Here is a 25,607-nt window from a genome sequence, read left to right as displayed (position 1 = left end):
CTCGGGTTCGTGGTATTGTAAGGAAAAAGAAAAGAAAACTTATTTTAATCCGAAATGGAGGCTAATCGCATGAGCTCGCATCACCGATTGGATACGAACGCCCCCGGACCGCTGTACGTCACGTCCGCCTGCATTGATTGCGATACGTGCCGCCAGCTCGCGTCTACGGTATTCACCGAAGCGAAAGGTTACTCCACCGTCGCCCGCCAGCCGGAAACGGGGCAGGAGCGGAAGCAAGCACGGTACGCCTTGCTCTCTTGTCCGACAGCGGCTATCGTTAGCGAGGAGAAGGGCGACATATCCGAGGCGATGGCCGATTTTCCGCTATTGTTGGAGGACGGTGTACATTATTGCGGATATACGTCGCCAAAATCGTTCGGTGGTAGCTCGTATTTTATTGTACGGCCGAATGGCAACTGGCTTGTCGATGCGCCGCGCTTCGTGCCGTCCTTGGTACGACGGTTCGAGGAAATGGGCGGCATCGATACAATTTTCATAACGCACCGAGACGATGTGGCGGATTCAAAGTTGTATGCGGAGCGGTTCGGAGCGAAGCGAATCATCCATGAGATCGAGAGGATGGCACAGCCCGATGCTGAGCATGTAATCGAAGGCTTCGAGGATGTGCGATGGGATAACGAAATGAAAATCGTTGTCGTTCCAGGCCACACACGGGGCTCGATGGTGCTACTGTATCGGGAACAGTTTCTGTTTACGGGTGACCACTTGGCATGGGACCGGCACCGAGGGGCACTAGAGGCATTCGAAGATTACTGCTGGTATTCCTGGGAAGAGCAGGGAATTTCCATGAAACGGCTTGCCGCCGAAACGTTCGAATGGGTGCTTCCCGGCCATGGGGAACGGGTTAAGCTGCCTCTGGCGGACATGAAAAAGGCGATGAAACAACTGGTCAACGAGATGAGAGGGCGATGAGCGGAAATTTATTAGCTGCGTTTTGTTTTTGTAATGCATCATAAGGGTGAAAATGGTGTATGGGGTGACAATATGCTCTTTACGCCATTAATGTCTTGGAAAAATAAAGTGTTAGACTGGCAATAGCGTAAGTTAACGGGAAGTTATGTGCTGATTACATCCAATCAGGGGTTATACATAAACGGGTAGCGACTGAAGCATAGCGAATTTTTATTTCGGATAGAATAAGTTGGTAAAAGTGGACAGCGAGGTGTGTTATTGAAAAAAACAAAGTTTTGCCTAGGAATCAGTGGGTTGAAGCGAGGAAGAAGTCTAACATTTAGATGAGGCGTGGCGGTTTCAAATCTGGGATTATTCGGTTTTGACAACATCATCTCCAGTTTCCGGCTAAGAAATGTGGTAATTCCTAGTCAAGTTACGTTAGTACTGTTTTCAGGGCGCAACTTTACAGGGAATTTTCGAATTTTCCGTGGAAGCCAGAACATTCCAGACTTACGAGCTTTCAACTTTAATAATGTAACCTCGTCGTTTATTCTAGTTGGATTCCGGATAACAACTTCTCAGATTCGTACCATTCAACGTACAGGCAGAATGCCAAGCGACATTTCCGTATTATAGGCTAAAGGGACGCTGAAAAGCGTCCTTTTTTCTTAAATTTTTCTTGAATGTAGGGAAGGATTGAGGCCTGTAGAACTCAATTGAATACATATATAGGCGGGAGGGGAGTGCAAATATCTCTATGCTGACGTCGGAGAAGATTGTGAAACGTTCTCGGAGTCGAGCAAGCAGAAGCGTTTAGGTTCTACGACTTAGGTGTGTGGACAGGGACGCAAAGGAGATTGAGCATGTCTTGAGGGTGCACAACTCCTTGCTTGGGGGGGACCCTTGGAGAAGGGAGGATGATTCATCGATCGGGTCGTTAAGGATATGCTTCCGACTTTCGATTCAGAGAGGGTGGGAAATGAGCGTTAGTCATCATCTGATTCAATCTCGTTCGCTTCCCTCTTTCTGTTCAAGTAACGGGAAGGTTAGGGGGATAACCAATTTACATCCGTTTGGAGAATTTAAATGGCAAAAGAAACATATAAAATTATGAAAGGAGGAAAGTCATAAAATGCAGATAATTAACAAATATTTTCGTGCGCGTGCGAATATGGTGTATATGATGACCAATAATGAAGTAATGAATCAAATCATCGCATTTTACATGGACATGAATGGAATTCTCACCTTTGTGGGTTCCTATCCAACTTATGGAAGAGGTACTGGTATAAAGGAAGTTTCCACTGCAACAGCAAACGATGGCGTTGACCCCTTAGCGTCACAAGGCGCCCTAACTTTGTCCCGTGATGGACGTTTCCTACTTGCAGTTAACGCAGGCAGCCATAGTATCAGTAGTTTCATCATAACCGACAGCGGAGCACCCGTTCTAGTGGATGTAAAGCCATCAGGAGGTGCCCAGCCTAATAGCGTAGATGTGTTTGGTAATCTTCTCTATGTTTCCAATGTAGGTGATGCCGCAAACAATTTTGCATCAAATATCACAGGTTTTCACATAAGTGATAACGGAAGCCTTACTCCTATTTCCGGATCCACCCATTCTCTCAGTACCTTCAATGCACAGCCGGCACAGGTTCTCTTCAATCCAGATGGCAGTAAAATTGTTGTCTCCGAGCTTACATCAAACCATATCAGTGTATTCCATGTAAATAAAAATGGTAAGGTTACAGGACCAATCGTTAATGATTCTTACGGTCAAGGACCGTTGGGCGCTTATTTTCTATCCTCTGGAATCCTCTTAGTTACAGAAGCAGTTTCAAATGCGCTGTCATCTTATTCATTGAACAACGACGGTATGATCAGCGGCTCTATACCAAACGGATATAAGACTGCTTGTTGGGTTGTAACAACGAGGGATGAACGTTTTGCCTACACTACCAACACCTTAAGTGGCACCATCTCAACCTACCAAATCGACCCCAATGGAGCACTGTCGGTGGTAAGGCATATTACCAGTACACCGCCGAATACAGCACCAGGTCTTCCGATGGATGTTGGAGTGAGTAAAGATGGACGGCATTTTTACACCCTTAACGGAAATCAGGGTACAGTTTCAGTATTTAATATCCAAAATGATGGTAGTCTAGTAAGAAAGCAGGTTGCTGCATGGACCAACTTTCCTTACTTTGGGTCGCAAGGTTTAGCTGTTCTTTGATTCTATTGGGTTCACCATACTGTGTGGAACAGAAAAATACAGGAGTTGCTAAAAATAAGGTTGCCGATATACTGGTGGCTTTTGTTATGAGACAACATAATTTCCAGCAAGATTGTGAAGAAATATACTTAAACAAACGGGTGTGTGAGGGCTACCCTAGGTGCATTTCCAGACCGGAGATATTTTAAGGCCGGAGAGGATTTGCCGGTATTTCAAACATCAATAGGGAAGATTGGCCTATTAGTTTGCTATGATATTTTTTACCCGGAGCTGGCCCGTGCATTAACTCTACAAGGTGTTGACATCATTGTAGGAATATCGGGATCCCCGAAATTTGAAAAAGATATTTTTGAGTCGATTGTAAAAGTCAGGGCAATGGAAAATACGGTTTGGATTGTTTATACCAATCTTGTTGGTAAAGAAGATGAAACGGAGTATTGGGGCGGAGGTTTTATTGTAGGCCCCGGTGAGAAAGATAAAAAAATTCCAGGGAGTCCAATAGTTTGTAAAGCACCCTATGAAGGGGAGTGCATAACGATCGGTGAAGTGGATATTCGAAAAATCCAAGAGATACGCCCTTACTTTCCGGTATTAAGAGATCTTACTACCAGGATGTACGAACAACTTGCTGACATCCACCGCAAATTGACATAAGTTGCACCATGATCTTTTCTCGTCCAGAATTTTTTATTCTCAGATGCGCCGCGGCTGCAGCTGGGTTATCGGTAATGACGGGAATGGGATAAAGTTCTTGTCATTTATGACATCAAGTTCTTGTTAGCCGAAATTTCTTATTATTATAATGACCTATCTCCATGGGTAGGTCATTTTGTGTTCTATCGCATCTTTTATCCGTCCTTCCCATTATAGAGCAGGATTGCACTTTGCTTTTAAAAACGTACAAAGAAACAGTTGGCTTTTATCTGGATATCGCGGAAAAAACCAATAACCAACAGATAAAAGAGTACTTTAGACGTGCTTCAGCAGATGAACAAAATCACGCTGTATGGCACGAACAGCTATACTAAAATGAGCAAAACCACGCCAAAGGCAATACGTCCAAAACACGCCCCTCCACCCCAAAGCGGTTATGGCGCCTCCGATGATCAGGAAGAAGGCCCCGCTTAACCCGTTGACCCCGACCGTAAGACCATTCATTTTGGAGCGATCCTCACCATCGAAATACTCTGCCACCAAGGCATTCATCAGTGGAGTAATAAAACCGATGCCGAGACCTAGAATTGCCCGAAAGATAAGAATGCCTTCTATGGAATTCATAAATGCCGGACCTACGCCCCCTATGACGTACAAAACTAGACCAAACCGAAGCATTGTTTTCTTCGAGACGCGCTTTGACAAATAACTACCAATCAGCAAGCTTGGCAGGATGAAGAAAGATGCAAAAGTCACAACGAGCTGAATGAGTATCGGCTTCGTATCTTGAACCTATTGATTATTGCGGTACGATATCATATCCCATGATCGTTTTCGGCTCAACATAAGCTTGCAGGCCATAAGCGCCAAACTCCCGGTCGATACCGGATTGTTTAAAACCGCCGAAAGGTGCTTTCGGTTCATCGTACAAGCCATTAATCAAGACACGTCCAGATACAATCTGGGAAACGACGCGATTGGCATTGTCCAGATTGGAGGAGCTGACATACGCGGATAGGCCATAGATCGTATCGTTAGCAATATCGATCGCTTCTTCTTCCGTCTTGTACGTTAAGATGGACAGTACCGGACCGAAAATTTCTTCCTTGGCAATTTTCATATCCATAGTGACATTTGCAAACACGGTCGGTTTGACATAATAGCCGTTATCAAGTCCTTCGGGATGCCCCTCGCCGCCGATAATCAATTCAGCCCCTTCTTCTAGGCCCAACCTAATATAGCGCTGGACGGTTTCATATTGCTTTTGGCTTACCATAGGTCCGATAAACGTACCTTCCTCCCAGGGATTCCCTACTTTAATTCCTTCCACCGTCTTGATCACTAATTTCTTCACTTCCTCCAAGCGTTGCTCGGGAACAATCAAGCGCGAACCTACATGGCAGGCCTGTCCACTATTGCTAAAGGCTGTCATCACGGCCAGCGGAATCGCACTATGAAAATCAGCATCATCTAGAATCACGTTGGGAGACTTGCCTCCAAGCTCTAGAACCAGTCTTTTCATCGTTGCCGCCCCATCCCGTGAGATGATTCTTCCCACTTGAGTGGATCCTGTAAACGAAATCATCGCTACATCCGGATGACGGGTCAATTCAGCTCCAACTACATCTCCTCGGCCATTAACGAAGTTAATCACGCCTGCTGGAATACCGGCTTCGTGGAAACATTCCGCAATCACCTGGGTTTGAATCGCACTTAGTTCACTAGTTTTAATCACAACCGTGCAGCCAGCCGCGATTGCAGGGGCTAGCTTCGTGGAAATGTGCGTGTAGTTCGCATTCCAGGGGGTGATCAAGCCTATAACGCCAAGCGGCTCAAGTACAACCTTGGCTTTGCCGATCCGTTTCTCGAATTCAAATTCTTTCATAACCTCCATGTTATGAAGAAAGTTTTTTGCGGCATACTGAGTACGACCGGCTGTGGCAGCGGCAGGAGCGCCATATTCATCCACCGCAACCTGATTCAGGAGGTCCAGTTTATTCATCATTACATCATGCAGACGCTGCAGCATTTGGGCACGTTCTTCATTGGTTGTTTTGGAGAAGGTCTTAAAAGCTGCCTTCGCCGCTGCAATCGCGTCCCGAGTGTCCTGCTCATCTCCCAGGGTCACAACGCCTATCACCTGCTTTGTAGCCGGATTAATTAATTCCTGCACTTCCGTCCCGAGGGGCTTCACAAATTGGCCGTTGATATAAATCTTATCGATTATTCTCATGATTGGATCTCTCCTTTTAAGATATATTGAGCACTGCCGTTGCCCCCCCATGAGGAGCAGCATGCTTACGAAAATACCTTAAACCTTAAAGTTCACTTTAAGTCAAGCGGTCTTCAATAAATTCTTTTTACCAATTCAAGAGAAAGGCTGGGAATGGGAGATTCGACCTCTGCCATTCATAAATCACTTCATAAATTCTTGACTTAAAGTATACTTTAAGGTGTAAGATTCTAGAAACGGATACTTTCTCGATGTTATCATGTTGTTGGCTGCAAGTAAGGCTTGTTGAAAAACCTTGTCAAAAGGAGGTGTTTATGTGGGATTTTCTATTAAAGAAGTTTCAGAAAAACTTGGGATCCCCCCACATACGATTCGATACTATGAAAAAGAAGGACTGCTCCCCGATATCCAAAGGGATGGGCATGGGAACCGCGTTTTTGAACAAAAAGATCTGGATTGGATCAAATTAATGACTTGTTTTCGTGTGACGGGTATGCCTGTAGCCGCTTTAAAAAATATTGTAGATTTAGCTGTTCAAGGCGACTCAACCATTTCCGAGAGAAAAGCCATTCTCGAGAATCATAAACAGGAACTGCAAAAAAGGCAGATGGAGTTGGATGAAGCATTTGAAGCCGTAAACTATAAGTTATCGAAATATGAATCAATTCAAAAAGGAAATATAGACGCTAAATCAGAATTTGACATGACATCCGATCAATTTAATTAAAAAAAAGCAGCTTATGCAGAACCATATTTAGGTATATAGAAAAAGCAATGATGCCTAATATCTAACGAACCGATAACGCATTTCGAACCTCTTTTTGAACCATATTTGTTATATTTGGATTTCAAGCCAAATAAAGGGGATTGGATAGTGTTGAAAACTTGATTTTAGCATTATTATTTGCAGCCTATGTGATTGTCCGTAAACCATAGTAATTCAGCAGACTTTAACGAAGTAGGTAATCCTTAGCACATGAAAACCGACTTTTCATTTGTTAAAAACTGTCGCAGCAAGGTTTTACATTATTGGGTTGGTGGTACGCTCCATGAGCCAGGAAACCGGCATTATCGGCGCCTATTAAACTATTTGCAGGAAAGTGCAAGAAGGCAGTGGAATAAATATACAAACTTTCCCGCCTAAGGAGGTCGTAATATGCCATTTCCAACGCACATGGGTTAAAATATTATGATGAGTTAAATTTTGATATTCAACCAATAGATAATAACAAAATTTTTCATCGGATTTATCAACCACTGCGAAATTGATTTAAATAACAGGAAGATACTGGGGCTGATGTATATAGGAATCACCTATGCCAATTGTAGCGAGAAAAGGGGATTAGATGGAGTGGGAATGAGAGGAAATAAAAATCGATGACGATAAAATTCATCCTAACCCTACATTTGCCGCTTCACACTAAAGAAATAATCACAATATCATATACTACGAGAGCGGGATTCGGCAGCCTTTCTCCGCTTACAGGGCAGAGTAGCTTAAAAACATAAGTTTAGTTTTTTTTATCAAAAATAGCAATTGATAAGAAACATCTTAATATGCCATAAGATATAATTGAATCAGACAAACTCGTGAACGATAACAGCAAACAATACTACAAACACTCGAAAAAAAGGAGGAAAGCAGATGTTGAATTATTCTCATTGCTTGGATTATCAAATATTTTCATAGCAATTCATCGAATATTCTATTTTTATTTCGTCTATTTTTTAGCCGCTTCAAGCGCTTTATCAATAAACGCCTGTGCATCCGCGCGCTTAATTTCATCTTGTGGGAGGAAGTTGCCTTCCGCATCCAATTCAACAATCCCTAAAGCAATTGCAGTTTGAATGGCACCCGAATGTAGAAATTCGATTTTATCGTTATCCTTAATTTCAACTGGCTTTATCTTGTACATCGGCAAATTACCGCTTGATTGGTAAGTGTGGATCAGCAAATAGGTGAACGAATCACGAGTCAGCTTCGCGTTAGGATCGATTTTGAAATCAATGGAAATCTCCACGCTTCCGAGAGCATCCTTAATCAATCAACTGGACGCCTTCCGTATAGGAAAGTGTTTCGGTACTGGCGGCAGTCGCCTGGTGAGCCTTCAAATAGGCGATTGCATGATAAATTTGTTCCGCAGCATCGGCCCGGGTCATCTCATCTTTGGGATGGAACGTACCGTCTGAATTCAGCTTCACTAGACCATACTGAAGTGCACGTTGGATGGAGCCGGAATATTCGACAGTCAGCTGATTCTGATCGGCGATCTCGATAACAACCGGTTTGATCATCGACAGATTGCCATGTACCTCCATAGCGCGTACAAGCACATTCGTGAACGCTTCACGCGTCATTGTGGCATTGGGATCAGATCTTTTGGCAGTTCAATCCCGTTAGCGGCAGCAATTAATCAGCGCATCGGCATACCATGCGTCGTTATCTGCCTTAGGGAAATAGTCCGTAGCTTTCGGCTTTACCAAGAATCGATGGTCTTTCACCTCATGTCATATTGTTGAGAATAACTTTCTTCTCGATCCTAAACGAGCAGCGGGTAGAGAAGGTTCCAGGGGAGATAAGCTATCGCTTATTTTTTTTCTTTCAAATTTTCATAGGAATTTTATGGTACTTAAGAATGATTTTCAATATGGTCTATTCAATCCCTTGTGCAGTTTTTTGGACCAATTTCTGATTTCACAAAAGCGCAATTAACTGGGAAAAAAAGCCTTGGTGGCAAGCAACATTCAGCGGAGAAATTCATATTCATCTATTGTCGGGTGACAAGAACATTGTCCCATTAATTGCCGCGTATTACGCGGTTTTTTATTTTTTATGGGATCAAGTTCTTATCAAAAATAAAAGACAAGAACTTGATCCCATTCCCGATTTTGACAAGAACTTGTTCTCATTCCCGACAGATCCTTTTTAAGACTCATCATTAAGCTATTCCAGCTAATAGCTTGTCAATATTTAATTATTAATGGCGGATTCATGAGTTGGTATACTTAAAAAAGTGCATGGGAAAAACCGTCCCATAAAGCACGGAAAGACATTTCATATATTTCCATATCTTGCTGCTTACTCTAAACTTAGTGATTTTATTTTGGGTAACACAAACTTGCCTGAAGAAAAAACACTTGGATCAATACCGGCAAAGGCCACCAGTTTCTTCTTTGCGTGATCAAACCGATCGATTTCCCCGATCTCAGTTAAAATTGTTGCAGCAATCTTAGTGCCAATACCGGGTATCGATTGGATTAAATCATATTCAAGTAACTCTTCAGCTAGGGCCTCTATCGATTTATCAAGGGGGCAATTTCGCAAAATGAATCGGGCCGACGGTGAAATCTAGTATCCAGCTCGCAAGCCAATGAAAACCGAACTCAACGATTATGCCTGCACCCATGCGTTTGATCGGACCGAATGCTGCTCCTCTTTGAGAAGCTCAAATCTAAAATCCCGAACCACAATTGAAGTTCTTAGAGATCTCAGGTGCCGCCTATGCACGATCGACCAAACAAGATAAATTTTACTAAAAGGACCTAAAATTTTTCCATCTAATCAAATCTTGGCAATAAGAGTATAATTGATTCGAATGCGCTTACATTATTTGGAGGAGGTTTTGCATGAATAAGAAGTATCAGTTCAAGCATTTAATTATTGCGTTCATGTGCGGGTCTATTTTCTTCTCGGGTCTAACATTTGCGGCCACCCAGAATCTCGAAGGCAGCTTCGACAAGCTTAACTTTATTATTAACGGGGAGGACAAGACCGCTGTAGACGGCATGTATGACAATAACGGCACAAAGGTTCCAGCCTCTTTCATTTACCAAGACACTACATACGTCCCGATTCGAATGATCGGCAGCCTGCTCGGAAAAACCGTGGAATGGAACCAAGAATGCAAAACTGTACTTATCGGCGGAAAAGCGAGTGATGAGGTCATGAAAACGATTTGTAAAAACGCGAATAACGCGATGCTGGCTTCCAATTTTCTTTACTTGAACGTGTACTCGCTGAACGAAATCAAAGCTAAGTACCTGGCAGGGGACGCCGGCGTAACGGCGAGCGTAGATCAGCTGAAGCAGCAGGCTGACAAAGAAATGAAGGCTGGACCTTATTCGGTAACCTACAAAACGTCGACGCCTCCTAGCGGAGATAAGCATGACTATGTTTCGATCGGCATCTACTGGTGGCCGAACCCGGATACGCCGGATGGAAAGCCCTACATCCGCAAGGACGGCTTTGTGAATCCGGAAACGAAAAACTCCGCTTATGACAAAGACAGCCTCGTTAAATCGCATTCCGCGATCAAAACTTTGGCGCTGGCTTATTTTTACACCGGCAATGAAGTCTATGCCGAATATGCATCCAAGCTGTTGCGCGTTTGGTATTTGAATCCGGATACAATGATGAATCCGAATTTGAACTACGGCCAGTCTATACCGGGCGTTACTGAAGGCCGAAAAGAAGGGATCATTGAAACGATCAACATCATGAACATCTTGGATTATGTCACGATCTTAAACAAGTCCAAATATTTGCCGGATTCTGATCTGAACCGGTTCAAGGACTGGATCGCAGCATACATGAAGTGGCTGACTGAAAATAAAATCGGTCTGGATGAAAAGAAAGCGACGAACAACCACGGCACTTGGTATGACACGCAAGTTGCTTCCTTCGCGTTGTTCAGCGGCAAACTGGACGTCGCGAAGAAATATATTGAAAGCGGCAAACAACGGGTGGACGGCCAGATCGAGTCCGACGGCAAGATGCCGCAAGAAATGGATAGAACGCTCTCGCTTCACTATCCGCTGTACAACCTGCAAGGATTCGTTTACCTCGCCCAGCTTGGCGACAAGGTAGGCATTGATTTGTGGAACTACGAGTCCCCTAAAGGCGGAAGCATCAAGAAATCGCTCAATTTCCTTGCTCCTTATTATGCTGGCGATAAGAAGTGGGAACTCGAGCAAGCGGTAGAGGCAAGCATGGCGGAAGGCATTCCGGTCTTCGTTCCGGCCGGTATCAAGTTTAATGACAAGCTGTACCAGAGAACCGCGGACAAATTGCTCAAAGATTACATAGACGCGCGCGAGAAATTGCTCTATGCCAATTTGAATTAATTGATTGATTCCAAAGGATCGCTAAACATGACCCGGAATGGAATAAATCTGATTCACCCAATTCTCTGTTTTTTCGGGAAGCGCCAGGCGCTCGAATGACTCGTCTTATTTAAGAGAACTAAAGGAAACGAGAGTTTAATAACCTATCCACAAGGCTGCCGCTTGAACAATCGGCAGCCTTGTTACGCTACTGGTCTTTTATGTAAAAACAATTTCGAAAAAATCCTTTATTTAATATATAAGCTTTTACAGTAGCAGTAATTGAATTTAGTGGCATATTTTTTGTGAGCAATGCCTATTGCCGAAGTGTTGCTCAATTCAAGTCTTTTTTACTCTAGCAGTTCTGTTCGTTTTTGTATCATTGCAAACTTTGGGGATTACCTACTCTCTGAAAATAAATTAACGAGGATTGGTAATGGAATAAAGAAAACGTGCACAAAACACTACTTTTTTGTGTACATATGATAGCTCATTCAGCTCCCTCGGTACGATTCAATTTTCTCGCGAATACTCGCTTATTCGCAGGATTTCATCCCATTTTGGAGGAGTATAGAAGAGATGAGTACGTTAGCGATAGAGGGGCTTGTTGACATCACAATACCCTAATGATAGGATATTATTATCCTTATTGTTTGAAATGAGGGGGAATCCATGTATCAAATGGACGAATAAAGCCAGCTCGAATTTAAGATTATTTCGAATATGGAGAAAAGCTTCCGCGACCGTATTCGAACATGTTCAAAAGGATATTGAAAGTTATAACATCGAAATTCCTCATTTTATGATCCTTGAGCTTATTTACAACTAGGTACCCCATCCGGTGCAAAAATATCAGTGAAGTGCTTTCGATTCCCAGCGGAAGTATCACCTACGTCGTTGAAAAGCTTGAAAAAAAAGAGCTGATAAAAAGAGAAACGGATCCGGCGACCAGAGTTTCGAATGTCGTCCTTAGCGAGAAAGGGAAACGGCTGTTTGACGAGATCTTTCCAAGGCATGTGGAAACGATATCTCATGTCTTAGCCTTTATCAGTACGGATGAAAAAGAGCTGTTGATTCGTCTGCTGAAAAAAATCGGTCTTGGAGCTAAGGAATTAGGAGGGATAAACCATGACGACAGAAGGAGCCAACCGGGCATTTTCGTCCGGACCCAGGTTGAATAACGGCATCACGATGCCATGGATCGGGCTTGGCGTATTTTTGGTAAGGGAAGGCAACGAAGTGATTCATTCGGTAAAATCGGCTATCGGCGCCGGCTACCGCAGCATTGATACGGCGTCTGTTTACGGCAACGAGCAGGGTGTCGGGCAAGCCATCCGGGAAAGCGGCGTTCCTCGCGAGGAGCTGTTCGTGACAACGAAGGTGTGGAATGCCGACCAAGGCTATGAATCTACGCTGAAGGCGTACGAGGTCAGCCGCAAAAAGCTTGGGCTTGAGGCCATCGATTTGTACCTCATTCACTGGCTGGTGAAAGGCAAGTACCGCGAGACGTGGAAGGCGCTTGTGCATCTGTATCAAGAAGGTCATGTCCGCGCGATCGGAGTCAGCAACTTTCAGATCCATAACCTGCGCGAAATTATCGAGGATACGGGCGTGGTGCCTGCGGTCAATCAGGTCGAGTACCATCCCCGGCTGGTCCAGCGCGAGCTGCTGACATTCTGCAGAGAGCAGGGAATCCAGCTGCAGGCGTACGCCCCGCTGATGCATGGCCATTTGGACCACCCGGTGCTGGCCCGGCTGGCAACCAAGTACGGCAAGACGATGGCGCAAATCATACTCCGCTGGGACATTCAGAACGGGATTGTGACGATCCCGAAGTCCGTGAACCCCGAACGGATCCGGCAGAATGCGAATGTGTTCGACTTCGAGCTCAGCGAAGAGGATATGGCGACGATCGACGCATTGGATGAGGGCCTGCGTTACGGTCCGCATCCGGATCATTTTAATCGTTAACCGGCAGTGGACGAACATCCCAACCGCGCGCGCATGGGCAAGGTCGGGATGTTTGTTGTTGCGGGGTTCGAAGCTGTAATTTTAATCCAGAGAGGACAAAATCCTTCGCTTCTTGCGCCAGTGCCAGCCATTGTTCGTAGTCGGAGCGGTGAACCGTAACCCCATTCCTTCATGCGTTTTCCGTATGTCCAGGATCAAAATACTCCCCTTGTTCAGACTTCACAATCGCCTCGACGCGCTCCTTAGGCAGCTTACACGTCAGTAGCTGTCTTTACTCGCAAAACCGATTTTCCCGAATGTGCTTCTCTGCTTTTATGCAGAGCCATTGCTGGGGCATGCTTTACCAGATCGCCCATCTATCCGGCTTGAAGACGCTTGGCGTCCCCTATTTCCTATTCCCTAATTTGAATGAACACAAGCGAGTAATGCGGAGGGTCCTTGGAGCGTTCGTATTGGCCGCCTTCCTCTTGGTGATAGTTATTGTGAATCCTTTGATGATTTTCGGCGAAGCTGCGGTCAGAACAATGACTTATTCTCCACAGGTAGCGATTGATACGGTATCGATAGAATATTTACCGCTCAAGAAGCTCGAATTTTTGACGCCGATTATTTGGCAGCTGCTCATCGTTTTCACCCTGGGAGTTCCCTTATACTGCGCAACTAAATGCCTGCAAATATTACAATTATTGGATGTTTACGAACCTGGCGGTTTTGGTGGCCGTCCCTTTTCTCATCTGGGCGATACGCAAAGTCGGTAGAGGAGGAAGCGCTCGTGAAGGAGCTATATGTTTTCATAGAGTGACAAAAAGCTTTAAGATATTGTTTGTAATTCCCAAAATATCCTAAATTCGATGATTAAGCATGTTCGATAAAAGGAGAAGTGATGGGAATCCTTGGTCGGGAATGCCATGATCCAATGCGAAGAGGAACATGGCCTTAACCGATTTTATAACGGGGTACAGTTCGGTACTTTCCCTGACTTAACTCCCGTCCGTGATGTCTATCGATTCATATTCTACTTAATGGAAATAAAGGGCCTTCAGCAAACTTAGTACGAGAACTGAATAAGAAAACGACAAGGCTGCCGAGGAAACGTTCGGCAGCCTTCATTACGCTATCGGGCAGGATACTTACAATAAAGGACATTCGTAAAAGAGGTTGAATTTAGATACAAGATGAGACGAAAACTTAAAACTCAGGGGACAGCATGATAAGTAAATTAATTTCAATATTTATGTAATTTTTATTTAATGGGTGTAATGCAGGCAGTTGATTGATTGAAGATCTGTGTAAGGAAGGGTGCAATCTTCTCCTTACTGATCGCTTTGGTCTTTTTAGGGATTCACGTGTTCTCTATCAAAATCATGCAACTGCAAACGAAAAGCTGGAGATACAAATGCGATAAGGGAGTTTGCTGGTTATATGGAAGAGACGGACAAGCATTATCTAATCTTGGTGAGAAAGAACATTATTCCAAAGCCGAGGCTCTTTATAAGTCTTCATCAGAATCTACTTTAACATTAACCAAGTTATCACCATTTAGTGAGCTACTAAAAGGTTCCTCTCAGAGAACCCTCCGATCTCAGCTAAAATTGTTGCTGCAATTTTAGTGCCAATACCGGGTATCTATTGGATTAAATCAATCTCCGTTAAATCTTAAGCCAGGGCGTCTATCGATTTATAAAGATTCGGTAGATGCTCTTTGTATTGAAGAAGTACGTCAATGAATAGATCCAGAGAGATTAAATGACTCGGGAAAGCGGTCTCCATTTAAGAAACCAACCATATACATATTTCAAGAATCGCATTAAATAAAAGAGAGTTAACACAAACGGCAGAATCAACCCATTTAAAAAGGGGGAGAAAACTATGAACGGACGATGGAATCCCGTTTCCTGGTTTGAGCGGCTATGGATTCGCAATAAAATTATCGCCGTATATATTCCGTTGATTATCGTTCCGCTTCTTATTCTCGGCATCGTGTCCAGCCGCATTTTTACCGGATCGCTGATCGAAAAGATGAAAAGAAACAGCATCGACGAATCGAATCTGATCTTGAGCCAAGTGAACTCCATCATCCAAAATACGGAAAGCTGCGCCAATATTTTGACGACCGATTTGAACAAAATTTTGAGTAACAATCCGGAGACAAACGACGCTTATGGAGAAGGGCAGTTCCGCGGCCAAATCGAATCTCAGCTCGCGGTCGATTTGCTCATTTTTCCCGACGTCGATTCCGCTGTCTTCATCGAAAGACGGAATTCGAATATCTTCACATCCTATGCATCAACGAGCGACAAGGATAAAGAGGTGTTTCGCAGCGGCATTCTGGAGAAGCTTCAAACGAATGAAACTTTTGGAGTGAATCATTGGCTGCCGATGCAGCAGCGCGCTTTTTTGGTGACAGATCCCCAAACGCCCGTCCTTACATTAGGCAAGATAGTGACCGATATCAACACGGGATTACCGTTCGGTACGTTGCTGCTGAATGTCAAAGAAAGCTCGCTTTCCTCCGCCTACTTGAATATGAGCAAGGGAAGCCCCAACCATTATTTTGTTTTGGACAACCGGGGCATGATCATTTCCGCCCCCGAAGCCGGGAAGCTGCTAAAGCCTCTCCAGGACGACGAATTGAACCGTTTGCTGGCTGCGAACGGTTCGTTCAGCCAAGTCGTTCATACGGACGCCAGCAGCAATCTGGTAACTAGCGATGCTTACGATAAAATGAATTGGAAGCTGGTCAATGTTGTACCTATGAATATGCTGACCGGCGATATTCAAAAAAATAGTTGGATGATCGCTTTCATCGGAATCGTATGCCTTCTGTTCGGTTTAGTGGGAGCTGGAGTGTTGTCTCGGGTCATCGTCAGGCCGCTCTTCCGGCTGACGAAAGCGATGCGAAAAGTAAAGGACGGCGATTTGGACAGCAGAAGCGACATTCAGACTCAGGATGAAATCGGTTTGTTGACTTCAGTATTCAATACGATGATCTCGCAAATCCAAGATTTGCTGCAGCGGGTGGAGACGGAGCAGCGAATGAAAAAGGAATACGAGCTTGCTTTGATTCATGCCCAGATCAAACCTCATTTTCTATACAATACGCTTGATCTCATCTATGTTCTGAACGATTTAAACCGCATTCAAGAGGCTCGGGATACGACGAAGGCGCTGGCTGATTATTATAGAATCGCGTTAAGCAAGGGCAAAGAAATCATCACGGTCGGCGAGGAAATCAAGAATGCCGCCGATTATTTGGTAATTCAGCAAATGAGATACCCGGATGTTTTCGATTTCAGCATTCATGTGCCTAGCGAGCTGCTGAACGAAGAAATTCCGAAGCTGTCCCTTCAACCCCTTGTCGAAAATGCCATTTACCACGGTTTGAAAACGAAAGGCAGCTTCGGCCATATCGACATTGACGGCGAAAGGGAAGGAACCGCGATCGTCTTGCGGGTGAAGGACGACGGCATCGGCATGTCCGAAGAAAAGGCGAGAGCCATTCTTGGGTTCGGCTCCGGCGAGCGCCATCCGGCTTCCTTCGGAATATTCAGCGTACATGAACGAATCCGGCTGTATTTCGGCGATCAATACGGCGTTTCCATCCAAAGCGAGCCGGGGAAAGGAACGGAGGTCCGGATTATGGTGCCGGCCGACAATTCGAGGAGGAAAACCTATGTTTAAAGTGATGATTGTGGACGATGAGCCAATTTTCAGGCATTACATACGGAGCAAATTGAATTGGAACGCACTCGGCTTTATCGTTTGTTGCGAAGCGAAGCATGGAGTCGAGGCTTTGGAGATGGTGCATCAGCATAGACCGGATGTCGCCTTGGTCGATATCAATATGCCTTTCATGGACGGTTTGGAGCTTGCCGAGAAATTAACGGCCGCATTCCCCGAAATTGTTGTAGTGCTTGTAACTGGGCATAATGAATTTGAGTACGCAAGAAAATCGATCCGAATCGGCGTGGCGGATTACCTCCTGAAGCCGTTTAACGAAGAGGAAATCACTGTGACGCTGCAAAAGGTCAAAAGCTCCCTGCAGCAAGCGCAAGAAGAGAGAACGGTGTCCCGCAGCCATTCCGCTATTTTGCGCGAAGGCTTTCTTAACCGTCTCATCAGCCAAGAATTCAATATGAACGTGGACGATATCGAGAAATCGCTGGAACGGTTCAGAATCCCGATACCGCCGCGGCGGTTTCGCGTTGCCGTCGTCGAAATCGACGGACTGTACCAGAGATGGAGCGATCCGAAGGAAATAGGTCTGTGGAAGCATACGGTGGCGAATTTGTTGAAAGACTTGTTGCAAGGTGCAGGCGGCCACATTCTCTTTCATGATGCGGAAGGGCGAACCGTCTCACTCACGGCTTTCGAAGACGTGGCCGACATGCGCGATTTCGGCGTCGAAGCATACCGGAGATTGTGTCAAATGGTCGAACGCCATTTCAAATTTACGGCTACGATCGGAATCGGCAGTGAAGCCGACGGGTATGAAAAAATTCACGTCTCCTACCGGGATGCGCTAACCGCTATAAGAAATAAAATAACGGCCGGTCAAAGGAACGTAATTCGGTTCGACCTATTACCCACCGGACAAAACTCGCTGGATTACGTTTCGGCCGAGATTCATGAAAGCTTGATCGTTCATTTGAGATTGCGGGATTGGGACGGAATCGAGAAGCTGATCGGACAAGTTTTTCATTACATGGAGGGCAACGAAATATCGGTCGATTATGCCTATACGGTCATGATGGGTCTGGTCTCTCTATGCCTGTCATTCGCCATCGAGTCGGGCTTATCCGTTATGGAGCTGTTCGGTCCGGATTTTTCGCCGTATCAGGCTATTCAAAGCATGGAGTCGATCGAACAATCCCGCATCTGGATGCTGGAGCTGTACCGCACGGTCTTAGAGTCGGCGAAGAAAGGCCGTCTGTCCAAATCGAAAAATTGGTTTGAAGCGGCGAAGGAATTCATCGATTCGAACTTTCAAGATCCGGAGCTGACAGTGGAAAGAGTGGCCGGTGAAGTATTCGTCGATCCGAGCTACCTGCGGAAAATATTCAGGAAAGAAGGCAGCGTCTCCGTTTCGGATTACATTACCCGGATTCGCATGCAGAGGGCCAAAGCGCTGCTAGGAGTGGGTAACGTCAAATTGGCTGACATCGCCGAGAAGATCGGCTATAGCGATGCGAATTATTTCAGCAAAAGCTTCAAAAAATATTTCGGCATGACGCCTAGCGAATACGAAAGCAGAAAAAAATAACATGAATCTAGCGCCTCGTGAATGGGGCGTTCTTTGTTTTGCTGAGTTTGCCTGATTCTTCCCTATTGTGCCTGTTTTATCCGTTTTGAAAATCGGTCGAAATTTCTATAATAAGAGATAGCTTCAATGAAAGCGCTAACGAAACATAACGAAGAGGAAGGGGTAGCACATGAAAAAAACATTGACCAAGTCAACGGGGATCGCACTTACGCTCGCATTAACTCTCGGTCTGACGGCATGCGGAACAGGAAACGGTGATGCAAAACAAACGGCAACGGCGAGCGCTCCGAACAAGGCGGATACGCAAAGCGGAAGCGCGACACCTTCGATCCAGACGGTGAAGCTGCGAATTTATGCGAAATATTTTGACGACGATACGAAGAAACCTTACGACTATGCCGTATCCGAGTTGAAGAAAGCCATGCCGAACATAGAACTGGAGCTCGACCCGTATGTGCAGGATAACAGCCAAAAGTTGAAAACCTACGCCGCGACGGGGAATCTGCCCGATATCTTTGACGGAGGGCTCACCGATTTCCAAACGTTCAACAACTCGAAAAATATTTTGGTGCTGGATAACGAGCCTGAAACCGCGGCTTTCAAGAAAGACCTAAACCCGGGAAACGAGCCCAAAGTGATTGCCCCTGACGGGCACGTATATGCTTATCCGTACAGCGGCATCGAGTTTCAAATTTTATATTACAACAAGAAGCTATTTGCCGATGCCGGCGTTCAGACGCCGATCAAAACGGTGGATCAATGGGTCGACGCCGCCAAGAAGTTCAAAGCGAAAGGTATTATCCCTTTGTCGATTTTTGCCAAGGAAAAGTGGATTGCTGACTCCTTCTATAAAGGTCTTGTAACAAGAGAAGAACCGAAAGGCTACGCAGTGATCAATCAAAATGGCGTAACGCAGCTGCCTGACGCGTTCAAGCTTGCAGCCCAGCAAATGCAGAAGCTGCAGGAAGCCGGATTGTTCGACGCCAATGCGACAAATGCGAACTATGATCAAGCGTCCTCGCTGTTCTATCAAGGAAAAGCGGCGATGTTCGTCAACGGTCAGTGGGAAATCTACAGTGCGCAGAAAAATATGGGCGACAATGTAGACTGGATGTACTCTCCGGCCAAGGACGAGGCTACGTACGACAAGATGAAATATTATATGGATGGATCGGGAGAGCCTTCCGGCTTTGCGTTGTCGGCTACTACGAAGCATAAGGATGAGGCGGTCAAGGTGGCGGCGTTCATGGCCCGGAAATATGCCGAATTCAAATATTCTCAGCTCGGCAATCCGATCGTTTCCGTCAAAGTCGACAAACCGCTGGCGTCCGACTCGCCTGCCATGATGCAGCGTCTGGTCAAAGAAACGCTTCCGAATATTAAAGGTTTCGCCGGCGCGTCGCCTAATAACAAAATCAACAACGCCCTCGGCGATAACACGCAAAATATTCTTGTAAAAGGATTTACCGCCGATCAATTCGTTCAAAACATGAACCGAGTGCTGGCGCAAGAGAACAAATAAAGACGACGAATTTCCCGCACCGTGACGGCCGTCGCGGTGCGGGCATTTTCAAACGATAGGATGAAACCAGAATGAAAATTTTTTTTTCCAACAAAACGGCGATTGCCCTTTTCGTTCTACCTTCCCTGCTGCTTTACTCCATTGTGGTGGCCTATCCCGTATTTCAGACATTTTATCGCAGCTTCTTCGATTGGGACGGTTTAGGCGATGCCAAATTTATTGAGTTTCAAAATTTCGTCATGCTCGCATCGGATCCGCTTCTTCTAACCTCCTTGAAAAACGGTATCGTATTTGCCGCCGTATTGGTGATTTTTCAGATCGGTCTGGGTACGATTCTCGCCTTGGTTTGCGCCGATCCTAAAGTGAAAGGCAGAAAAATACTGAAAACGGGTTATTTTATTCCGGTTGTCCTTTCAGTCACGGTAGTTTGCCAGCTTTGGATCGCGATGTATGATCCGAGCAACGGGTTGATCAACAAGATTTTCCATTTAATCGGGAGTTCCTATCAGCAAAATTGGTTGACCTCTCCGAGTGTTTCAATTATCGCGCTTGCTGTCGTCAACGCTTGGCAATATATGGGGTATCAATTTAGTTTGCTTTATGCCGGTGTGAAGTCGATACCCGAACAGTATTTCGAAGCCGCTACCATTGACGGCTGCAGCAAATGGGCCGCTCACCGGAAAATCACGATTCCGTTGATGGTGGAAACCTACAAATTTTGCTTTATCGTCGCAATCACGGGAGGTATCGGTGCTTTCGCTCAAATGGCGATTATGACGGGAGGCGGTCCGGGTACGACCAACTATACGCTGACGTTTATGATCTACCGCTATGGTTTCAGCGAAAATGCTTACGGCTACGCATGCGCGGTTTCCGTATTGCTTGTGCTTATCAGCTTAGCCGTCACTATGGTCATCAACCGTGCTTTCGGCAGCGAAAAACTCGCATAATGAAGAAAGGGAGAGAGGAGAACCTGCTGCTATGACCCGCGCGAAAAGAATGCTTAGCTTCCTTCCGCAGCTGCCGCTGTGGATTTATTTTATTATTTCCGTATATCCGCTCTTCTGGATGATTTCGTATTCGCTCAAGAACAACGACGAAATCTTCGTGACGCATCCGTTGGGATTGCCGCCCCATTTTAGGTTCGCAAACTACATTCACGCTTGGACGCAATTCAATATTCCGAAATATTTTCTGAACAGTTTGGTCGTTTCTACGGTTACGACGATCGGCATTTTGCTGCTGGCCGTTATGTTTTCCTATGCAATCGCCAGAATGGAGTGGAGGCTCCGGAAGGTAGTAAGAATCTATATGATGCTTGGCATGTTTATGCCGCTCCAGGTGATCATGATCCCGTTGGCTATCCTGGTGAAAAACTTTCACCTTACGAATACGTACGGAGCCTTGATTTTTCCTTATATCGCTTTTGGCTTGCCTTTCTCTTCTTTAATATTTTACGGATTCTTGCGCGGCATCCCGGTTGAATTGGAGGAATCCGCTTGTATGGACGGAGCGAACGTATACAGGACTTTTCTGCAGATTATTGTGCCGATCATCACGCCGGCGATCGCAACCGTGGCTATTTTCGAATTTCTCGGGGCGTGGAACGAATTTACAATGGCCTATATTCTTATCTCCGACGAGGCGAAGAAAACGCTTCCGCTAGGCTTGATGTTCTTTCAAGGACAATACAGCACAGACTGGGGCGGCATGGGCGCCGTGATGACGATTGCCAGCTTACCGATGGTTATTATTTATTTATTTTTCAGCGAACAAGTGGAGCGTGCCATGACTGTCGGTTCGGCTGTCAAAGGATAAAAAAGAAACCAAGATCCGCAAGAGCAAGAACTGGTATAGTTCTACTACAGGTTGTATCTATAATGAAATCACGCTGATCGACATCCTGACGATGTGGTTATGCTGATTTCTTTTTAATGAACTTTGCAAGATCTCGTTCTTTTTTATCCGCATTCCAACTAGTGAAGAACAGATATCTATTTGAGTTTATTTCCTCTTCTTCCTCCAGATCTACAATGAGATCGAGGAAAAGATTGATTTGTTTTCGGCAAAGGAACCCCCCAATCGTTAAGATATTAATATAGAAATACTCATCACCATGGTTTATGATAGATATGAAGATTCATGATAAAAACTAATATGCGGGTGAAGGTATATTGATACTTTATGACTACATTGTTAATCTCTCCATATTTTCACTCTTAGTTAGTACGCCCTTAGTTATCCGTTCTTTCATTAATCATCAGCCAACTAAGCAGCTGCACCTCTGGGCAGGCGTTTATGCTGGGCTTGTTTCCGTAATCCTAGTTATTTTGTCGGTTAAGCAACAAGGCTATTCTTACGACATCAGATATGCCCCCGTAATTCTGGTTTTTGCCTATCTTGGACCGGTAGCTGGATTAATTACAGGTTGTTTTTCCTTGATGACAAGGCTGCTTTCAAGCGGCAATTGGTTTCCTGCCATCATTGGGTGGACATTAATCATGGGTGTGTTCTCCATCTTACATGTGTATATTTCACGATTCACACCTCTTAAAAAAATCGCGGCTCTTTTTGGAACATATATTGTTCTCTATATAATTACGGTAATTTCTTTTCAAATTTTAGTAAACCGGCCACTCTTTCACCTTCAGTATTTATTGTTTGTGATGTTAGGAGTAATCCTCGGGGGCTTACTCATTGAATCCAATGAGAGGCTTCGTAGAATCATTACAGAAAAAAAACTTATGGAGAAGACACTAGAAGCAAGTGAATCGAAATATCGGCTAATCGCTGAGAATACATCCGACCTGATCATGGTGATGGATAAGGATCATTCGGTTAGTTACTTTTCACCTTCTCACGAGCTCGTTTTGGGATATAAAGGCTTCGAATTGGAAGGTATTGAATTACGTATGGTGGTACATCCAGACGATGTGGGGAGTTTTAAGAGTACGATAAAGATGATGTTCGAAGGTAAGGAATCACACTCCATGGAGATCCGGTTCAAGCACAAAGAAGGCTATTGGATCGAATTAGAGTCCCGTTGCAGGTCAGTTAAGGGAGAGGAAGAGACGATCAAGCATATCGTCATTATCAGCCGCGATATCTCCGAACGCAAAAAAGCGGAAGAACTTCTTTTGCAATCTGAGAAGTTGTCCGTTGTCGGGGAGCTGGCAGCAGGAGTGGCACATGAAATTCGAAATCCCCTAACAACCATAAAGGGATTTCTTCAGGTTTACAAAAGGGAGAATCATTCGATAAAGTTTAGTGATTTGCTCCTTAGTGAGCTTGAACGCATTGAAACCATTACTAGTGAACTTCTTTCTTTGGCAAAGCCTCAATCTGTTCAGCTTGCCCGTACGGATGTACAAGAATTGATTGAATATACGCTCGAATTTCTGTCTCCTCAGACCCTGCTGAACAATATTGAATTTAAACGTAATTTTGAAGAATCAAAATTCCCCATTACATGCGAAAAAAATCAATTAAAGCAAGTGATTCTGAATATTTTAAAGAATGCCATAGAGTCTATGCCTAATGGCGGGGACATCGACATCAGTTTGAGAAAAGAAGCAGATGATGTATGTATGATTTCTATAAAAGATCAAGGTTGTGGGATCCCTGAGGAGCTGTTGCCACGATTGGGTCAGCCTTTTTATAGTTTGAAAGAAAAGGGAACAGGACTCGGTCTCATGATCTGTCATAGGATTATTAAACAACACCGAGGCAGTATTACGTATAAGAGCAGGGTTAATGAAGGGACCTTGATAGAGATCAGGCTGCCCATGACAAAATGATGTTTGATATCTTTTGCTCTCAAACCATGTGTAGATAAGCAGTAATATAGAGAGCGATTAACTAACGAAGAACTATAGTTCAGGAGCTACTTTGAAGTAGCTCCTTTGCCAGAGTAACACTTCCGCTTCACCCACAATATGATGTGTCAATACAATCTAAAGAGGTGAGCCGATGGCAGTCGTAAAAGCCAGGAAACAGGATATTGATATGTTGGCAAGGTTGCTTCGAGCCGAAGCTGAGGGCGAAGGCGAAATGGGTATGCTTCTTGTTGGAAATGTTGGCATTAACCGAATAAGAGCGAATTGCTCCGATTTTAAAGGACTCCGGACAATTCCCCAAATGATCAACCAGCCGCACGCGTTCGAAGCGTTGCAACATGGTATGTACTATCAAAACGCAAGAGAGAGAGAACGCCGTCTGGCGCGAAGGGCTGTGGATGGGGAGCGGAATTGGCCAGCCAAATTCTCCCTATGGTATTTCCGTCCAGGAACGTTCGAAAATCCTGCACCATGTCCACCGACCTGGTATAATCAGCCGCACGCAGGACGATACAAGAAGCACTGTTTTTATGAGCCGACCGCGAAAGAATGTGAAAATGTATATAATACGTTTTAATTTTATGAACGAAAAGAGCTCAGGATCTCTTAGCCTGACTTGTCACGGCCAAGTATCGGTTGACAAGAACTTTATTTCATTAAGTGCCGCGTATACTACCTAAAACACTCGAAAAAGAAACCCAAAATCTCAAAAACTAACTCGTGGAATTACTAATTAACGCTGAACAATACATTGCTGAGCAAAATCAGACGTGGGTTAAATCTCAGTTCGAGTCCTACAAATGAAACGGATTAAGCCGTTGATTTCAAATCAACGGCTTTGTCACGGATTCCACTTCCAATACCCAGATTTGTTTGCCGAACATGTTCACTATTTCTAAATAGAGATTAATTACGACACAGTAAAAACCAGTCCAACATTGTTCATGTTTGACTGGTTTTCTTATTTATTCGGCTTGTATCGTCTTTGATTTTTTCTGTGAGATTTTACTGCGAATCAAATAAAGGATAAATAGTAGCGGGATATATGCATAAATAAAATAAAATCCAATCTCAGCAACGTTCTTTCCTAACCAGTCAATCTTAACGCGATCATTGAATGGTAGTGTGGCTATGAAGATTGCTATCAGTATCGGTAATAGTGACAATGTGGGTTTAAGATTCGTAACTCTTTTTAGAATTCTTGTACAGCTCCAAACCGAGAGACAAAGCATGGGCATAATAATCATATGCCAGATACATATAAAAATAAATTCAATCCTTGCAATAAGTGAAAACTCAATCACTTTTATCATTACCAAGGTTGGCCAGTAGGTATGCCTTAATAGCCCCTGACTAAAATATATGAGGGTTACAAACGTTAGTACGGAGTACTTGAGTGTGACTAAAAACAAACCGAGATGAGCCCATTTTACATTTTTCTCGGGGGCTTTTATAAATGGAAAATAAATGAGTAAACCTTCGAATCCCATAAACATGATGCCTGAGTATTTAGAAGACGTGAGCAGATCTTTTATAGAATGATTTAACATAGGCAGTACATAAATAAAATGTCCATATTTGATATTGAAGTACAATAACAATGGTAGCAGCATGGAGAAAATAACCCCGAAAAAACAATAGCCGGCTAATACTCGAAATCCTCCAGAAACGGTGTAATAGATGATACAGATGAAGATGAATGCTAGAATCCAGGTTCTAAGGGTTGGAAACATCCAAACTTGTATGATTTCGATGTAGCCGCGAAAGACCGTTAGAGCCAGTATAAAATAGTATCCGACCATCACTAAAGAAACGGCATTCCCAATGAATTTACCAAAAAGTATGCGATGTAAGTCGATGACATCTTTGGCTGGATT

At 44.5% G+C, this 25,607-nt stretch carries 21 protein-coding genes and 3 pseudogenes; 17 read left to right on the top strand and 7 right to left on the bottom strand.

Annotated elements, in window-relative coordinates; all coding sequences use genetic code 11:
• Positions 1-54 precede the first annotated feature (54 nt).
• From BLT91_RS34055 to BLT91_RS33205, 5 genes and pseudogenes are all read left to right on the top strand, one after another.
• Positions 55-216 (top strand): annotated as a pseudogene (locus BLT91_RS34055) (ferredoxin); the annotation flags it as partial.
• Between the two features lie 33 nt (positions 217-249).
• The gene (locus BLT91_RS27250; protein ID WP_254777158.1) at positions 250-933 is read left to right on the top strand and encodes an MBL fold metallo-hydrolase; all 684 of its coding nucleotides are present in this window, start codon (positions 250-252) and stop codon (positions 931-933) included.
• A gap of 1,114 nt (positions 934-2,047) precedes the next feature.
• On the top strand, positions 2,048-3,148 hold the full coding sequence (locus tag BLT91_RS27240) for a lactonase family protein (protein WP_090827030.1): 1,101 nt from the start codon (positions 2,048-2,050) through the stop codon (positions 3,146-3,148).
• A 144-nt stretch (positions 3,149-3,292) separates the two neighbouring features.
• Positions 3,293-3,802 carry a carbon-nitrogen hydrolase family protein gene (locus tag BLT91_RS27235; protein WP_090827028.1) on the top strand — a complete coding sequence of 170 codons (510 nt, stop codon included), beginning with the start codon at positions 3,293-3,295 and terminating at the stop codon, positions 3,800-3,802.
• A 161-nt stretch (positions 3,803-3,963) separates the two neighbouring features.
• The gene (locus tag BLT91_RS33205; RefSeq protein ID WP_141225095.1) at positions 3,964-4,176 is read left to right on the top strand and encodes a ferritin family protein; all 213 of its coding nucleotides are present in this window, start codon (positions 3,964-3,966) and stop codon (positions 4,174-4,176) included.
• Here BLT91_RS33205 and BLT91_RS27225 read toward each other — a convergent pair.
• Positions 4,118-4,570 (bottom strand): MFS transporter, encoded by a 453-nt coding sequence (locus BLT91_RS27225; protein ID WP_302847559.1) that lies wholly within the window; start codon positions 4,568-4,570, stop codon positions 4,118-4,120. The two genes, BLT91_RS33205 and BLT91_RS27225, sit on opposite strands and share 59 nt — an antisense overlap.
• Positions 4,571-4,601: 31 nt before the next feature.
• On the bottom strand, positions 4,602-6,035 hold the full coding sequence (locus tag BLT91_RS27220) for an aldehyde dehydrogenase family protein (RefSeq protein WP_090827024.1): 1,434 nt from the start codon (positions 6,033-6,035) through the stop codon (positions 4,602-4,604).
• Between the two features lie 316 nt (positions 6,036-6,351).
• Here BLT91_RS27220 and BLT91_RS27215 point away from each other — a divergent pair, with 316 nt between their 5' ends.
• Positions 6,352-6,762, top strand: a complete 411-nt coding sequence (locus BLT91_RS27215; protein WP_090827021.1) for a MerR family transcriptional regulator — start codon at positions 6,352-6,354, stop codon at positions 6,760-6,762.
• A gap of 994 nt (positions 6,763-7,756) precedes the next feature.
• Here BLT91_RS27215 and BLT91_RS27210 read toward each other — a convergent pair.
• The 3 genes and pseudogenes from BLT91_RS27210 to BLT91_RS27200 form a co-directional block, all read right to left on the bottom strand.
• Positions 7,757-8,080 carry an S-layer homology domain-containing protein gene (locus tag BLT91_RS27210; protein WP_090827019.1) on the bottom strand — a complete coding sequence of 108 codons (324 nt, stop codon included), beginning with the start codon at positions 8,078-8,080 and terminating at the stop codon, positions 7,757-7,759.
• Complete coding sequence (locus tag BLT91_RS27205; protein ID WP_090827017.1) at positions 8,073-8,393, bottom strand: S-layer homology domain-containing protein; 321 nt, start codon at positions 8,391-8,393, stop codon at positions 8,073-8,075. The genes BLT91_RS27210 and BLT91_RS27205 overlap by 8 nt, the downstream gene beginning before the upstream one ends.
• Positions 8,394-9,150: 757 nt before the next feature.
• Positions 9,151-9,333 (bottom strand): annotated as a pseudogene (locus BLT91_RS27200) (transposase); the annotation flags it as partial.
• A 329-nt stretch (positions 9,334-9,662) separates the two neighbouring features.
• On the opposite strand from BLT91_RS27200, the gene BLT91_RS27195 reads away from it, so the two are divergent.
• The 4 genes from BLT91_RS27195 to BLT91_RS27180 all read left to right on the top strand — a co-directional run bounded on the left by BLT91_RS27195 (position 9,663) and on the right by BLT91_RS27180 (position 13,867).
• A complete protein-coding gene (locus BLT91_RS27195) occupies positions 9,663-11,159 on the top strand; it encodes an alginate lyase family protein (RefSeq protein WP_090827016.1) in 1,497 nt (498 codons plus the stop codon).
• A gap of 788 nt (positions 11,160-11,947) precedes the next feature.
• Positions 11,948-12,319: a MarR family winged helix-turn-helix transcriptional regulator gene (locus tag BLT91_RS27190; protein ID WP_254777157.1), complete on the top strand. Its 372-nt coding sequence runs from the start codon at positions 11,948-11,950 to the stop codon at positions 12,317-12,319.
• Complete coding sequence (locus tag BLT91_RS27185) at positions 12,267-13,109, top strand: aldo/keto reductase (RefSeq protein WP_090827014.1); 843 nt, start codon at positions 12,267-12,269, stop codon at positions 13,107-13,109. The genes BLT91_RS27190 and BLT91_RS27185 overlap by 53 nt, the downstream gene beginning before the upstream one ends.
• A gap of 314 nt (positions 13,110-13,423) precedes the next feature.
• Positions 13,424-13,867, top strand: coding sequence for a GerAB/ArcD/ProY family transporter (locus BLT91_RS27180; protein ID WP_217635283.1), 444 nt, complete (start codon positions 13,424-13,426; stop codon positions 13,865-13,867).
• Between the two features lie 871 nt (positions 13,868-14,738).
• Here the strand turns inward: BLT91_RS27180 and BLT91_RS33200 are convergent.
• Positions 14,739-14,873, bottom strand: a pseudogene (locus tag BLT91_RS33200) (IS110 family transposase); the annotation flags it as partial.
• Positions 14,874-14,978: 105 nt separating this feature from the next.
• On the opposite strand from BLT91_RS33200, the gene BLT91_RS27175 reads away from it, so the two are divergent.
• The 7 genes from BLT91_RS27175 (at position 14,979) to BLT91_RS27145 (ending at position 24,307) form a co-directional block, all read left to right on the top strand.
• Positions 14,979-16,790: a sensor histidine kinase gene (locus BLT91_RS27175; protein WP_090827010.1), complete on the top strand. Its 1,812-nt coding sequence runs from the start codon at positions 14,979-14,981 to the stop codon at positions 16,788-16,790.
• Positions 16,783-18,372, top strand: a complete 1,590-nt coding sequence (locus tag BLT91_RS27170) for a response regulator (RefSeq protein WP_175532546.1) — start codon at positions 16,783-16,785, stop codon at positions 18,370-18,372. The genes BLT91_RS27175 and BLT91_RS27170 overlap by 8 nt, the downstream gene beginning before the upstream one ends.
• Positions 18,373-18,541: 169 nt before the next feature.
• Entirely contained in the window at positions 18,542-19,894 is a 1,353-nt protein-coding gene (locus BLT91_RS27165) for an ABC transporter substrate-binding protein (RefSeq protein WP_090827006.1), read from the top strand.
• Positions 19,895-19,965: 71 nt separating this feature from the next.
• Positions 19,966-20,844, top strand: coding sequence for a carbohydrate ABC transporter permease (locus BLT91_RS27160; RefSeq protein WP_090827004.1), 879 nt, complete (start codon positions 19,966-19,968; stop codon positions 20,842-20,844).
• Between the two features lie 31 nt (positions 20,845-20,875).
• Positions 20,876-21,712 carry a carbohydrate ABC transporter permease gene (locus BLT91_RS27155; protein ID WP_090827002.1) on the top strand — a complete coding sequence of 279 codons (837 nt, stop codon included), beginning with the start codon at positions 20,876-20,878 and terminating at the stop codon, positions 21,710-21,712.
• A 356-nt stretch (positions 21,713-22,068) separates the two neighbouring features.
• Positions 22,069-23,691, top strand: coding sequence for an ATP-binding protein (locus tag BLT91_RS27150; RefSeq protein ID WP_090827000.1), 1,623 nt, complete (start codon positions 22,069-22,071; stop codon positions 23,689-23,691).
• A 172-nt stretch (positions 23,692-23,863) separates the two neighbouring features.
• Positions 23,864-24,307 carry a cell wall hydrolase gene (locus tag BLT91_RS27145; RefSeq protein ID WP_090826997.1) on the top strand — a complete coding sequence of 148 codons (444 nt, stop codon included), beginning with the start codon at positions 23,864-23,866 and terminating at the stop codon, positions 24,305-24,307.
• Between the two features lie 388 nt (positions 24,308-24,695).
• Here the strand turns inward: BLT91_RS27145 and BLT91_RS27140 are convergent.
• Positions 24,696-25,607: GerAB/ArcD/ProY family transporter (locus BLT91_RS27140; protein WP_090826995.1), on the bottom strand; the 912-nt coding region annotated here is incomplete at its 5' end.

The sequence above is a fragment of the Paenibacillus sp. yr247 genome (assembly GCF_900103825.1).
Classification (GTDB): Bacteria; Bacillota; Bacilli; order Paenibacillales; family NBRC-103111; genus Paenibacillus_E.
This window is presented reverse-complemented; position numbering and strand designations above follow the sequence as displayed.

Bases quoted from the DNA above. Each gene is read 5' to 3' on its own strand.
- BLT91_RS27240 (WP_090827030.1), top strand. From the start codon at position 2,048: ATGCAGATAATTAACAAATATTTTCGTGCGCGTGCGAATATGGTGTAT.
- BLT91_RS33205 (WP_141225095.1), top strand. From the start codon at position 3,964: ATGGGTAGGTCATTTTGTGTTCTATCGCATCTTTTATCCGTCCTTCCC.
- BLT91_RS27220 (WP_090827024.1), bottom strand. From the start codon at position 6,035: ATGAGAATAATCGATAAGATTTATATCAACGGCCAATTTGTGAAGCCC.
- BLT91_RS27205 (WP_090827017.1), bottom strand. From the start codon at position 8,393: ATGACGCGTGAAGCGTTCACGAATGTGCTTGTACGCGCTATGGAGGTA.
- BLT91_RS27195 (WP_090827016.1), top strand. From the start codon at position 9,663: ATGAATAAGAAGTATCAGTTCAAGCATTTAATTATTGCGTTCATGTGC.
- BLT91_RS27185 (WP_090827014.1), top strand. From the start codon at position 12,267: ATGACGACAGAAGGAGCCAACCGGGCATTTTCGTCCGGACCCAGGTTG.
- BLT91_RS27180 (WP_217635283.1), top strand. From the start codon at position 13,424: ATGCAGAGCCATTGCTGGGGCATGCTTTACCAGATCGCCCATCTATCC.
- BLT91_RS27175 (WP_090827010.1), top strand. From the start codon at position 14,979: ATGAACGGACGATGGAATCCCGTTTCCTGGTTTGAGCGGCTATGGATT.
- BLT91_RS27170 (WP_175532546.1), top strand. From the start codon at position 16,783: ATGTTTAAAGTGATGATTGTGGACGATGAGCCAATTTTCAGGCATTAC.
- BLT91_RS27165 (WP_090827006.1), top strand. From the start codon at position 18,542: ATGAAAAAAACATTGACCAAGTCAACGGGGATCGCACTTACGCTCGCA.
- BLT91_RS27160 (WP_090827004.1), top strand. From the start codon at position 19,966: ATGAAAATTTTTTTTTCCAACAAAACGGCGATTGCCCTTTTCGTTCTA.
- BLT91_RS27155 (WP_090827002.1), top strand. From the start codon at position 20,876: ATGACCCGCGCGAAAAGAATGCTTAGCTTCCTTCCGCAGCTGCCGCTG.
- BLT91_RS27145 (WP_090826997.1), top strand. From the start codon at position 23,864: ATGGCAGTCGTAAAAGCCAGGAAACAGGATATTGATATGTTGGCAAGG.